Raw genomic sequence first — 13,333 nt, 5'->3', positions numbered from 1 at the left:
TCTCCTGTACTAAAAACAAATAGTCCGTAATGAACGAGGACTAAAGAATAGCGCCAATATTTACAGATTCAGGGAATGCCTTCTTCTGCTCATCCCACTGAACCACAAAAAGATCGGTCATGGGGTAGCACATGCGAGCACTCATGGTGGGCATGGTAATGCGGTCGTACGCTTCGATAAACACGGTGCGCATCTTGAGCATCTTACCTACCAAGAAGAACGGAACAGATACCGCGGCACCAGCAGTAATGATGGTGTCGGGGCGTTCCTTGCGCAGTACCTTCCACGCCAGACCGAAGTTGCGAACAGCATTCGGAATATTGCGAGTGGTCGGGAAGTACGCCCAGTGTACTGTCTCGTCCTTGAGTGCAGCTTCGACTTCAGGTAGCTGGAAAGTAACCCATGTGCGTTCATGGTCCTTCCAGAACTTGTCGAGTGCAATAAGCTGTGCCAAGTGCCCCCCTGCACTTGCTACCAGCATGACCTTCATATCTTTCCCCTTAGATTTAGTGTTTTAGTGTGTCTTATTTTTCGTTTAAGAAAACAGGCACCACAGTGGTTGACTCTGAGAAGTCGGCTGAGTCAAAGAACTCTTTGAGCTCGCGGTGGTTGCTTGATGAGTTAGCGACAACAAGCAAGGCACCGGTAGCTTCAGCAGCAAGCAACAGCTTAGACAGGTCGGTATCAGCTGCGGTTTCGATGACGATCGGAGTCTTAGCATCAACAACGCGCTTAACCGATGAACCAGATTCAATAGATTCAAAGGCTGATGCGGTTGCAAAGTTAGTGCTCTTAGCGGGCAGAACCTGCTTGAGCTCTTCGTAAACTTCGCTTGAGAGAGCTGAATCGGTGGAGTAAACGGTGATACCACCCAGACCAGCAGCTGCCAGATCACCTTCGGGAGCGCCGATGCGACGCAGGACGCGGCGCATACCTTCTGCCTTGTTGTTCGCGGGAACAACAGAAACCTTGCGTGCGCTGATTTCTTCAAAGCGATCCGAGTAAGCAACCTTCTTGCTGCCGCGATCAGCCAGGTATGCAGCAAGTGCACCGAGCAGAAGACCGGCTACAGCACCGATTGCCAAGTAAATCGGCATGCCGCGTGACTGAGAATCTGAAGGCGCTGATGCCTGCGAAACGATGCGACCGGGGTTGGTGGAAGTTACCTGAATCTGAGCTTTCTTCTCGTTCAGTACCTTCTTAGCCTCGTCCGATCCACTAGCGTCAATCTGCGCCTGTGCGTTATCGGATGCGCTCTTGATAGCGTCCTGCATGTGCTGTGAGCGCACGTCCAAGTAGCTTTGCGCTACAGCGTTCGCCATGTCAGCAGCCTTCTGGGGATCGCTGTTGGTTACGAAGATATCCATAACAGCGGTCTGTGAGTGACCAGAAACCTGCATGTTGCTACGAATCTGCTTGCCCAGATTCTCATTATCAGGGTTGAGCTTTGCAGCGGCTGCGTCAGTTACCTCTTTGGAGCTGGCAACTGAAGATTCAGTTTCAATATCGATGCGCTGACCGATGGTGTTAGGGTTACCCGGGTCGGTGGGCAACTGGTATGCAACCACGGTTGACTTAGCCTCGTATGAGGGCTTGACGAACATACCTGCGATTGCTGAAAGCAGCAGGCAAAGTAGAAGAACGGACGCGAAAATCCCCTTATGGCGACCGATCTTACGGAACTGTTCTGATACCGACAAGGGCTTCACCGCGTACTCTGATTCGTGACGCTGAACCCTTTGTGAACCAGCACGTGTTGAGTAGGTGGGCTCTGTAGTAGCCATTACTAACCACGCTCCTGAATATTGTAGAAGTTATTGGAATATTGATAAAAGAAAACTATTTTTTGCGTGCTCGCAGGAACTTGTCGATGCCCAGTGACTTACGGAAGACCACAATCAGCACCGCGTAGAGAACAAGCACCACGCATACGTGAATGATCAGGCCCAGAAGCTCTTGACCAAAGAACATGCTGACAAGCCAGCCGCCAAGACCGACGACGCCCAATGAGAGCAAAGCGGACGGCGCAAGTTCTGAGACCTTGGCTCGAATACCCACGTATTTGAAGACCTGGTAAGCAGCAAGCACAGTATCGGTGAGCACAGCAGCAGCCCACGCTGTTGCCGCACCGGCAAGTCCCCACAGGGGAATGAGCGTAAGGTTCAGAACCACAGCAACTGCCAACGATGACAGCTTGTTGTACAGTTGCCAGCGGCTCTTACCGCTCATGAGCAAAACTGACTGAACGCCACCGGCTGCGGCGGCAAGCATCATTGCTGAACAGATAATCCAGAAAATCGGTGCTGCCTGCGTGAACTCTTTACCGAAGAAGCTCAAAAGTGCCGGGCCGAAGAACATCATGGTGAGGTAGAACGGCCATGCCACAGCAACCAGCGCGCGAGTAGTGTTCAAGAAGATGCTACGAGCGCGATCGAGATTGTTCGTAGCCAATGCCGCACTAATGGACGGGCCGGTCACCATACGGGCGGTGTGCTCAACCATGGCTCCCACACGTACATAACGGTTAACAGCGCCATAGATACCACCGGCTGCAACACCCATGAAAGCGGTAATGAGCATGACGTCAATCCATTCAAGAATTGACTCCACGATGGTAGCTACACCGCGTGCCGAGCTGAAGATCCAGAAGGACTTTGAGGTTTCGGCGGCAGGCGCATCAGCAGCTACTGTGTCGGGGCCGGTTGGCATATGCTTTTTGACCAACCAGATGGCAATTAAAAGAACCAAGATAATCGGAGTTGACCACGCCAAAGCCAAGTAAACGACACCGGCACTTGCCGCAACAACAGCGATAACAGCCAACACACGAATGGTGGGCAATACAACGTTCTGCAAGGCAGTGAACGTTACGACCTGATGCTGACCGCGCAAAACACCAAAGCACAGGGTCATCAGTGCGGACGCGACCAAGAAAGGTACAGACGCAAAGAGCACCGCGCGATAGGTGTCAGACATCCCCGGAGTGACCATGGGCAGCGCGTAAATCAGCGCGGCGCTGGTAACTACAAAAGCGATGATGACCGAGGGAATCGTCGCAAAACGAATCAAACGCGGAACAGCCGAATTACGTCCCAGAGCAACCTGCGCTGAAACGGTGCGCACCAAACCGGTATCTGCACCAAAAACAGATAGCGAGGTACCCACGGTGAACAATGCCATCACCTGAAAGAAGGTACCCGAACCTTCTGCACCAAACCCGTTTGCAACGATCAACTGAGCTGCAAACGCGGCGATAGCACCGTACATGACGCACAGCGTCGCCAACGCACCGCTTTTAGCTAAAGACTTTGCAGCCACTTACAAACCTTCTCCGTAAACCTTCGAACGCAACAGCGCTGTGATACTCAAAATCAGAGCAGACAGCTGCATAATGTCGAAGCTATAAAAAACAAAAACACTAATTGCCACAACCGGTAGGGACTGAAGCCACAAACCAGCCGTTGACATGACGTTCCACGTGCTAATTACCGATGAAACGATAAAAACTAAGAACAGTGCCAAGCCCACCAGCCCAAAGCAGAACATCAAAGCCCACAGGTAACCCTGTGTACCCATAGACACGCCAATAGCGTTGTTCATCTTTGACGTACCGTAACCAATGAACGGTGACTTCAAGGTGGCATTCCAGGTCGCCTCGTACAAAGCGGCGCGTCCGCCGGTTGAGTCCGAGTATTCCTGACGGCCCATAATCTGAGCAGCCGCACCCGAAACCCACAGGAAGAAGCTCGCACTGCCCAAAACCACAATGCCCGCGATAGCGCCTGCCCAGCTACCGCGAAAAGCCTGACGCACAATCACGTACAAGATCGACACGCCCAGACCGATGAACATACCTCGGTTAGAAGTAGCAATAGCAGGAACCAACGAAACCGGAATCAAAAGACCCAGAACGATGCGAGTGCTCCACTTCTTAGTTCGCGCAAGAATCGCAAACATAATCGGAGTCAAAAATGTGTACGCCAGCCCCCAGCTATTCGCGTAGGGGAAGGGCGCCGACGGACGGATATAAGGCTCCGGCGCACCCCACGGAAGCTGAACCTCAGCCATGGGCGGCAAAACATAGTCCTTAACCAGTTCGTTTCGCGTCAAAGAACCCGGCAAAAGAAAAGACATCGGCGTGGTCAAACGAGCCTCGGGAATAATCATGCCCACAAAGCCCAGCACGATGACAGTAGCCCACACCGTGAATAAACCGCCAAGCAATGAATTCACTGAAATACGCTCACGCGCATTCATGTAGTACAGACTGTAAATACCCACGTTGAAAATGTTGATAAATCGCAACGCCCAGCCCAAAAACTGGCTTGATGAATCCAACGCAAGAACGCACAGCATGCACCACACAATCAAAGCGCCCCACATCCACTGCGGACCAAGCGAAATGATAGAACGGCGCATGAGCATCAGCACAATCATCACGAAAGCAAGGATCGTGGGCATAAACTGCCCCAGACCCATCGCCCAGACAATCGGGAACCCGTACAGAAGCACCCAGATAGGCCAGGCGGGCAAAGGCGCTACCCCGTGGGCAGCGATTTGCTGGGCAAGGCGCATCTGGCGCATCTTGGCGCGAGAAATATAAACAGTCTCAGGCATAGTACTTGTTACAGACCTCGGCCGGTCTTCTGAACAGCCTTCAGCAAGGTAGCAGGAGGAATAATGCCGGCAGCAACGGGCAAGGCAGCCCATGCGCGCAGCTGCTTAGGGTCGCGAGAAATCGCAGAACGAGCGTAGGCAAAAGCGTCCTTACGGTTGCCCTGAGCAGCATGTGCAAACGCGATCTGGCCAGCAATACGAGCCAGACCCTTCGGTGAGCGCTCGAACTCAGGGAACTTCTGTAGCATGTAGGTCAGACCACCGGTCATGGAATCCCACTTACCTGCAAAGTATGAAGGACGATCCCAGAGCACCAGAATCAAAGATTCCTGTACCGAGAGAACATCGCCAAAGCGAGTAGCACGCAACAAGAGATCGTGGTCTTCGCCGTAACCAGCCGGGAGATCCTCATCAACGGGGCCAATCAGGCCGCCTTCGAGTAGGTCCTCGCGACGGTAGAGCATAGCTGAAGGGTGGATTTCGGTGATGCGTGAAAGCAAGAAATCATCGAAGGTTGCGCGCTCAGGAGCCAGGCGAACAATATCCTGACCGCCAGAACGAACGGTCATGCCCGACGAAATTGCTACAGCTTCAGGGTGAGCCTGCCACAGTGCTACCTGAGCAGAAATCTTATTGTTGAACCAGTAATCATCGTCATCGCAGAAGCCCATCAGCTCGCCGGACGCGGCATCGATGCAGGTGTTGCGTCCGCCGGTAAGACCGCGAGGATGCGTGTTGGTAACAGTTACCAGGGAGCGGTTTTCGGGAATGACCAGATCGTCAAGAGGGTCAATATCAACGTGGTCGTAAGAAACGATGACTTCAATTGAGCCGGGGTAGTCCTGGTCAAGAATTGACTGCACGCTGGTGCGAAGCAACTCGGGGCGTGAGCCGATAGTTGCGATACCTACTGAGATTGAGGGCAAAGTAGTCATGGGTTATTCTCCTGAAACTGAAAGGCTCTTGTACTTGCGTCGCATTGAAACGACCATGGTGAGGAAGTTACCGAGGAACAGCAGGCCGTACACTACGAGGAAGCCGGTGCCGAAACCCCAGAAAATAAAAATCCAACAGAGGGTGCCAGCGTCCATATGCAGGTTGACGAATGAGCGCAACGGGCCGCCTGTCGGAGGAGCTGAAGTCTTGCGGTTATTGCGAAGCTGCTCAGCGAGAATCTGGCTCATAAAGTGGCCGACAGTGACAACGGTGAAAGCCATGGGCAACCACCAGAGCTTCCAGCCGGAGGATGCCCAGTGGTCTGCGTAGCGGATGAAACCTACCAGGACAGCAAGGTGGATTGACGGGACGCGGATGGAGTCAACAACGTGGTCGAGCCATTCACCTGAAGGTGAGGACGCGCCGGTGACGCGTGCTACCTGGCCGTCTGCGGAGTCAAGAGCGTAACCGAGAGCGAAAAGCAGAGCGACAATGAAACCGGTCAGGATAGTTGGTGCTGCAAACAGTAGAACAAGCAAACCTGCTACTGAAAACGCCGAGCTAATTGCGGTAACGCCGTTAGGTGTGATGCCGAACTTGACGGCAGCGGCTGCGAAAACGCGTGCGATGCGGCGGTTGATCCAGCGGGTGTATGCGGGAACACCAATGCCGGGCTTCTGCGCGCTATTTAGCGCAGCCAGCGTGTCTTTGAAACCGGTTGGACGTGGTGCTGCTGTACTCAATGAAAATTTCCCTCTCAACCCGAAAGTCGTAAATATAAGTGCAAAGCGTAAGTATTTTGCGCGGTACCTTGCCTTGGGGAAGGGGGAGTGAAAGGGGAATAAAGCTAATGCACGCGCAAAACATGCACTTATTATTGTAATTGTTTATTTTTGATGAATGTTTTGTGTACACGCATTTAATTGACCACATAAGGGTACGTGTCGGGTTTTACATTGTCGCCACCCTGGTGAGGTGATTTCCCTTTACCTGACGAAAACCGCTGTTGGCAAGCGGAAACAGCGACTAGCCGAGTTGGGGGCGTCCTGATTATGATGCTGGTGGTAGGGTCATAAAATTTTGTGAAAATGCTGATAGCTCAAGGTGAGTTATCTATTGCGTAATGATTGGCTCAGTGAGGGGTCGACGCGCGGATAGGGAGCGACCTGGTCGCTGCAACTAAAGAAACAAAGAAAAATAATAAATAATAAATAGATGAACCACTCAAATATGCATGAGGATCGAGAAATAGGGCTAACTTAACGCCTGCGTATAGTGCGATATTTTTCTACTCGGTTAGTTGTTTCTTCCCTTGCAGCAGCCGGTAGGTGGTGACGCGGGGCTTTTTGCGCGGATGCAAAACACGAAGTCAGCGGTAGGAAGGGTGGCTCTTTAGACACACTTGTTTATCTCAGATTATTAAAGATTTACAAGAATTTTTAGTGAGCCGATGAGAGCGACACAGAAATTTTTTATCAAAGATCAGAGAGCTGTGAACCACAGGTTTGCGGAGGTTCTCGGTACCGGAAAAACATAAAAATGGTGGGGTCTCTACTTGAGTAGAGACCCCACCATTTGCTTGTCTGTCTGTTCACCGGCTAGGCGATGAACCAACCAGCTTTGTGGCTAGTTGTTCTGCCAGGTCGCCTGCAAATCGAAGGTGTTATTAGCGGTGCTGCGCATATATGAATGTGAATCAACAGCAATCACGTTCTTGCCTTCTTTCAAAAGATCTGCAGGAACATCAATTACAAGAGGATTCTCAACAGCGAACTGAGTATCAACTGCGCTATCAGCAATTCGACGCGGGTTAGGGTTCTGCACCAGGTTCTGGCGTCCGACCTCTTGACCATTGACATAAACAACTACACCATCATCAGCACGAGTGGTAAGAACCAGCTTCTTGTTGGCTGGAACAGCAGAATCCAAGGTGAATTCCTTACGCACCTGAACTGAGATGGGCATGCCATCAGCGGTTGTATCAACAGTGGTCTTCACTGAAGGATCACCCCAGCCAATCGGAGCATTGCCGTGCTTCCAGCCGGTAGTGGTTGAATCCAGATTCTTCCACGTAGTATCAAATTCATTGATTTCTGACTGGTAGTCCCAGTCAGAACCGGCGGCGATCAGATCACCGGTGAAAGCATCTGCGGGTGCAGGATCAACGGGATCCGGTGCCGGAACAGGGTCCTGATCCGGTGCAATGGTGGGAGCTACCGCAACAGCAGTGGTTGCTGAGTAGTTGCCCGCCTGATCTACCGCACGAACAAAGTAGCGTCCACCGTCTACGTGAGGCACCTCGAATGAGGTAGTGGTGCTGGTACCGATGACGCGATCACCGCGCAGAATCTGGTAGGTTGACCCCTTAGCAGATGCCCCCCATGAAAGCTTATCGGTGCCATTTTCGGTGGTTACCTGCAAGTTAGCAGGGGTGCCGGGAGCAGTGACGTCACGCGGTGAGAAGCGAGCGAAACCAACGGTCGGCTGAACGCCGTTAGCGCCGAGTGACTTATTGATGTCGCCGCCAACCCACAGGGTGCCGGTTGAATCAACAAAGTTCGCCCAAATACCAAAACCGCTCTTACCTGAAACGTTCGGGTTGAACTCGGGAATAACGTTACCGGTCTGAGCATCGAATGCACCGGTCAGGCGGATCGAATATACGTTATCGTTTTCGGTCCACGGTGACATGTAGGTTTGGCCGCGTTCATACACGAAGTCACCACAGTGGCAAGAACCGTAGATGACACCGTTGTTGATAGTCAGATCCTGGAAGTCGCCACCGCTCTTGGTGATTGATGAGTTCAATCGAGCGTAGCTGCCCTTAGCGTACTGAGAAATCAGGTGTTCTGCACCGCCTGCGAAGACGGTATCGCCAGCGTCCTCAACATCAAATTGGAAGCCCGTACGAGGGGATGCTTCTTTGGTGCTGTATGACAGCTGCCAGTTCCACGGCGCAAGCATCTGACCATCGGTTGAGTTCAAAGCTGCAAGCTTCCACGCTTCTTTACCGTTGAGGGTTGAGAAGTAGCCTGCGGTGTGGACGCTGGAACCATCGGCTGCAGCGGTGATGCCGTTAACGGTGCCGTTGAAGTTCGGACGCCACTTCCAGTCAACGCTGCCGGTCTTCAGATTGAAGCGTGCTGCGTTGCGTGAGAAGGTGTACACGTCTGAGGTGTTGCCCTTAACGTGAGTGAAGTTACCGGCAATGTACAGGTAATCACCCTGTACAGTCATTGCCTTGACCTGGGTAACGCCGCCGGTGGTGCGGTTTGCGATATCCCAGTTCCAGGTTTTATCAATTGCACCGGTGGTGGGATCAAGAACAACAAAGTTGTTAACGTGTTCGCCGTTGACCTCGGTGAAGTCGCCACCTACTGCCAGCTTGCCGTTGGGCAGAGCCTGAAGAGCTTTAACCTGGCCGTTGAGTTTAGGCATGAAAGAGCGGACAAGCTCTGAGGTGTTAACGTCGTAACCTGCCAGGTATGACTGCTCAACAGTTTCACCGGACTTGGAGTTCAGGTTTTTGAAGTCGCCACCGGTAAATACGGTGTTACCCACCTGAGCGAATGCCTGAATGTAGGTGTTCATCTCGCCGGTTGCGCCGCTACCGGTCTGCTCTGAGGTGCGCCACTTCCATGCGGCGGAGTAGCTATTGGGCAGTGCGCGCTTAGAAGAACCTGCGGCACCGGTATCAGCGATCTGCTGAGTTCCGAGATCCGCCTGAGTCAGCTGAGGACGCATGTACACCTGGGTGAACGCCATAGGTGAGCCAGCACCATTAGTGTTTGACCACAGGTAGGAAGATGCGCTGTTGCTACCGGTGACGTATGAACCGTAAATGAAACCCAACTTCCAGCTGTAGCTGGACGCGGTGGTAAAGTCCATGCGGTAGTAGCGGTTGTCGAACCACGCGAGGTTACCGAGGTTGGTGTCCTGAGTGTAGTCACTGGGGTAGCCCGAAGGATTATCGAAGGTGATGTTATCCCACTGCTGCTTAGCGCGAAGCGCCCAGCTCCACTGGCTCTGACGAGCGCGCTTAGCGTACACATTCTGAGTTGCAGTACCGGCAGCGTTCAACGAACGCGCAAAACGTACACCGTCGGACAACTGGTTGACGGGCTTACCGCCCAGCAACGCATCCACGGTGGTTGAAGGCAACTGAACAGGGCTAAAAGCATCGGTGCCGTCGGGGTTTGACGCAAGGTCTTCAGCCTTACCCTTACCCACGTAGTCCTCAGTCCAGCCGTCACGGCCGCGACCAATCATGACCCAACCGCCACCATTGGTTTCCTGATCGCAGTAGAACTGCGCAGGCGCATCCATCTGAGGGGTGTACAACCAGTATGAACCGCTCTTAGAGGTGGGATCATTCTGCTTAATCTCATAGCAAGACGCTGCAGCAGTAGCGCTAGTCTTACCATCTACCTTGGTGGGGGTATCCGCTGCAGATGCCGCGGGCAAAACGGTTGCAGTTGTCGCAACGGCAAGAAGCCCGGCGCCAAACTTTAACAGTGATGAACGAAATTCCATGTGAATTCTTTCGAACTTGTGTTGTGAAAAGCAGATCCAAATCGCGGTTAGTCCCAGTGGTAGCTGTTTTAAGGCGCGCAGTACCTGCAAACGACCCTCGAAATAAGCGTCGTTAAAGATGGTGGAGGAGTGTGTTAGCAGTCGGGGTTGTTGGGGAAATCGTGATTAGCGATCTTCCACTGTCCGTCTACGTTCACGAGAGTGAAGATGTTGAGTGAACGACGAGAATCCCCGGTGTCATTGAGGATATTACCCGCCTGATCTTTGACCTTGACGTTAGAGGAATCAAGGCACACTTCGAGAAGCTTCGCTGGCTGGCCGTTGAATTCGGTGTCGGTAAGCTTGGGCTCACCCACTACGGTTGAGGTACCTTCCTGGCTCCAACCGTTGATTCCGTACTCCAGTGCCGAGGACTTAAACTCGTCAGCAGCGTTGTCGGTAGCAACTTCATTGATTTTGTTTTCGGTCTCTTCGCTGAGCTGACCAAAACCGGTGGATGTGCCCTGGTTTTCCTCAGACTCGTTTTGAGCTGCTTCCTCTTGTGAAGGATCGTTTGCTGCTTTGTCGAGAGTTACCGATGAAAGATTGTTCTCGTATGAGTTGTACAAATCTTTGGTCTTGTTGACGTCAGCGTTATCGAGGGCGACGGTGGGTGCGCTCGCGATTTTGTCAGCGCCTTCATAGTTCTCGGCGGGAGCATCTTCGTTGTTCTGCGCCGGAGCTGATGATTCTTCTGAGGTTGCTGAGGCATCGTCAGAAGCTTGCTCTGATGCGTTATCGGATTCTTGGGCGGTAGCGGATTCGCTAGGCTTTGCTGATTCTGATGCTTGAGCTGATTCTGAAGGTGTGGCAGAGCCGGATGCCTGAGCCGACTGTGAGGTCTGTGCCGAGGCTGATGCCGCAGCGTCGTTAGTTGCAACATCGTTGTTTGATGAACAACCTGCAACTGCCAGTGTAAGTGCCGCACATAGCGGAACGAGAGCTCTCAAACGCATTGCGTTTTTCCCCTGAGCGTTCTCGTGCTCTTTCATATATTCCCCTAATTATTTTTTGCTAAATGAGCTGTCATCACTTGTTGATTTTCCCTAAAACTAAGTGAAGTGCCTTGTTATTTAGCTTTTCCCTAGTTGGTATATTAGCTCGTTTTTGAGGGGAATAAAAGTATTGATGACAAGTAAAAATGTGATTATATTCGTCATTGAAACAGGGGTAGTTGTCCACCAAATAGTTGGATTTTGAGGGTTGTTTAGTTGGAACTATGCGTCGCTTTGGGGGGGGGAGTGTCCCTGGGAGGTGCCTTTGTAAACTTTACGATTCGGTAATTTTTGAATTAATAAATTTATGAATGAGAACGTAATGGGAATAATAAAACCTCCTTGTTTTAGCCTGAGACAGCAATCGGCGCGCAAAGCGCCCCGCCTCCTGGCAGGTGCCAGAAGGCGGGGCGCATCATACTCTACATACCTAATGCGGCTCGACTATTTCACGTAAGTAACGCCAGTCTTCTGCTTGTTAGTAGGCAGGTAAGCGTAGGGGCCAAGACCGTTGTTACCGAAGGAGTAGTCAACCTCTGAGGTGGCACCCGAGTAGTTGATCTTCACAGTCGGTGACAGGGTTCCGCCGCGGCGTCCATCAACATTGTCGATGAAGGACTGCACCAAGCCATCGGGCTGGATGTAGTGTGAGTACGCCTGGAACTGGCGGGGGTTCTGACCTGGCTGAGGAGCCTCGGGGCGGTCAGCGGGCAGGTTTAGGTCGGTGGGTGAACCGAGAACCAAGCCTGAGCCGTTCATGGGCTGGAAGTCCGAGCGGATGCCATCGCCCACAAAGCCGTAGACACCGTCAGGTCCGCGGAGGCCAGCTGCGTAGGTGAACTGGTGCGAAATGGTGAACAAGTAGTACTTACCATCCTTGATGATCATCTGAGGACGCTCGGTCTGGTCGTTCACGCCGTATGCGGTGAGGATCGGCGGAAGCATCTTCCACTCGGTGAGATCCTTGTTGGTGGCCACTGCCAGTCCGATGTTGCCGCGCTGCCAGAAGACGCCCATGTTGTTGACCTCTTCAGCGGTCTCTGCATAGGGGTCACCTTCGCGGTAGCCAAGGTCTGCCTCAACAATGCGGGTTTCCGGGTCGCCGGGAACTCCGCCACCGGTGCCTTCAAACAGCATGTAGGTGGTGCCGGGGTTGTAGGGGTCTTCAAAGGTGAACGGATCGCGGAATGAGAAGTATTCGTTCTGTTCCTTAGTCTGGTACCACTTACCATCGGGGCGAAGTAGGGTCTTGTGCTCGCCGAAGTGTGAGAATGAGACGCCCTTCTTGGTTGCCTTAATCTGGCCCATGGTGGTTGCGATAACTGCGGGCTCTGCGGCCGTGCCGGGGCGCGGGGTGCCGAAGGTGGTTGCGGTGTAGAAGACGCGAACCTTGTTACCCTGCATTAGGCGGGTTGAGCCTGACCATTCGGTGGTTGAAACCGAGGTGTTGTCGGGGAACACATGTCCACCGTAAATCCACTCGGTGCCTTCAGGTGCGTTGGAGTGGCGGTAGAAGAAGCCGATGCGTGCGCTCCAGTGACGCTCGTCGAAAGGAATGGAGCGCGGTGCTACCAGGCTGAAGATGACGTCCCAACCCTTGTATGAAACCTGGTTGGAGTATTCATCGGTCAGTGACCAGGTGTCCCAAACCCACACTTCATCGGTCATGATGGGGAAGTCCTTGGGGATTTCCGGCATGGTGACGGACCGCGGCATGGAGTTCTCGCCGGCTGCAACGGTGGGGTCGTTCTGGGTGGTCATAATCTGACGCGCATCGGCACGGGTCCAGCGTGCGTGGAAGTCAGAGTTTACGGGATCGTATGCCTGCTGTGTGTGGGCAGTAGGCTGCGGACCTTCAGCTGCGGATGCGATGGTGCGTCCGGACAGGGTAACTGCGGTGCTTGCTGCGCCTGCTGCAAGAAGCAACTTGCCAAGTCCGCGACGTGAAAGGCTATGGTTGGCAATGCGTTCTGGGAAGACGTTCATTGCCCCTCCTTGTATGTAGTATTGATGAAAATGCGAGATTGATGAAATAACGCAGATTTATCGTAAGCAGGCTTTTTGATGAGTTGCAAAGTCGCCGAACAGTGTACAGATATTTCAATTTGAAATGAATGATCGTTCTTTGGTAGCGGAGTAAAATATGCTCTTTGCTAGGGGTTTGTGATTCTCTCGGTGGCGATGAAGGTCGAAATTTTAGAGAAAAACGTCAC

General features: G+C 52.7%; 9 protein-coding genes. All 9 read right to left on the bottom strand.

Annotated elements, in window-relative coordinates; genetic code table 11:
• Positions 1–40 precede the first annotated feature (40 nt).
• Positions 41–481 (bottom strand): PssD/Cps14F family polysaccharide biosynthesis glycosyltransferase, encoded by a 441-nt coding sequence (pssD, locus tag IDM49_RS08770; RefSeq protein ID WP_322745994.1) that lies wholly within the window; start codon positions 479–481, stop codon positions 41–43.
• Between the two features lie 43 nt (positions 482–524).
• Complete coding sequence (locus IDM49_RS08765; protein WP_190724227.1) at positions 525–1,784, bottom strand: GumC domain-containing protein; 1,260 nt, start codon at positions 1,782–1,784, stop codon at positions 525–527.
• Between the two features lie 55 nt (positions 1,785–1,839).
• On the bottom strand, positions 1,840–3,318 hold the full coding sequence (locus tag IDM49_RS08760) for a lipopolysaccharide biosynthesis protein (protein WP_228008059.1): 1,479 nt from the start codon (positions 3,316–3,318) through the stop codon (positions 1,840–1,842).
• Positions 3,319–4,617 carry an O-antigen ligase family protein gene (locus IDM49_RS08755; RefSeq protein WP_228008058.1) on the bottom strand — a complete coding sequence of 433 codons (1,299 nt, stop codon included), beginning with the start codon at positions 4,615–4,617 and terminating at the stop codon, positions 3,319–3,321.
• A gap of 8 nt (positions 4,618–4,625) precedes the next feature.
• Positions 4,626–5,552 (bottom strand): glycosyltransferase family 2 protein, encoded by a 927-nt coding sequence (locus tag IDM49_RS08750; RefSeq protein WP_190724226.1) that lies wholly within the window; start codon positions 5,550–5,552, stop codon positions 4,626–4,628.
• A gap of 3 nt (positions 5,553–5,555) precedes the next feature.
• A complete protein-coding gene (locus IDM49_RS08745) occupies positions 5,556–6,296 on the bottom strand; it encodes a CDP-alcohol phosphatidyltransferase family protein (RefSeq protein WP_190724225.1) in 741 nt (246 codons plus the stop codon).
• Positions 6,297–7,179: 883 nt separating this feature from the next.
• Positions 7,180–10,086: a fibrinogen-like YCDxxxxGGGW domain-containing protein gene (locus IDM49_RS08740; protein ID WP_190724224.1), complete on the bottom strand. Its 2,907-nt coding sequence runs from the start codon at positions 10,084–10,086 to the stop codon at positions 7,180–7,182.
• A 134-nt stretch (positions 10,087–10,220) separates the two neighbouring features.
• Positions 10,221–11,117 (bottom strand): hypothetical protein, encoded by an 897-nt coding sequence (locus IDM49_RS08735; protein ID WP_190724223.1) that lies wholly within the window; start codon positions 11,115–11,117, stop codon positions 10,221–10,223.
• 447 nt (positions 11,118–11,564) lie between these two features.
• A complete protein-coding gene (locus IDM49_RS08730) occupies positions 11,565–13,106 on the bottom strand; it encodes a glycoside hydrolase family 68 protein (RefSeq protein WP_190724222.1) in 1,542 nt (513 codons plus the stop codon).
• Between the last annotated feature and the right edge of the window lie 227 nt (positions 13,107–13,333).

It is taken from the genome of Rothia terrae (assembly GCF_014705925.2).
GTDB lineage: Bacteria > Actinomycetota > Actinomycetes > Actinomycetales > Micrococcaceae > Rothia > Rothia terrae.
The sequence above is the reverse complement of the archived record's forward strand: the minus strand, read 5'-3'. Positions and strand labels throughout refer to the sequence as shown.

Coding starts and splice junctions, on each gene's coding strand:
- pssD (WP_322745994.1), bottom strand. CDS start 481: ATGCTGGTAGCAAGTGCAGGGGGGCACTTGGCACAGCTTATTGCACTC.
- IDM49_RS08765 (WP_190724227.1), bottom strand. CDS start 1,784: ATGGCTACTACAGAGCCCACCTACTCAACACGTGCTGGTTCACAAAGG.
- IDM49_RS08755 (WP_228008058.1), bottom strand. CDS start 4,617: ATGCCTGAGACTGTTTATATTTCTCGCGCCAAGATGCGCCAGATGCGC.
- IDM49_RS08750 (WP_190724226.1), bottom strand. CDS start 5,552: ATGACTACTTTGCCCTCAATCTCAGTAGGTATCGCAACTATCGGCTCA.
- IDM49_RS08740 (WP_190724224.1), bottom strand. CDS start 10,086: ATGGAATTTCGTTCATCACTGTTAAAGTTTGGCGCCGGGCTTCTTGCC.
- IDM49_RS08735 (WP_190724223.1), bottom strand. CDS start 11,117: ATGAAAGAGCACGAGAACGCTCAGGGGAAAAACGCAATGCGTTTGAGA.
- IDM49_RS08730 (WP_190724222.1), bottom strand. CDS start 13,106: ATGAACGTCTTCCCAGAACGCATTGCCAACCATAGCCTTTCACGTCGC.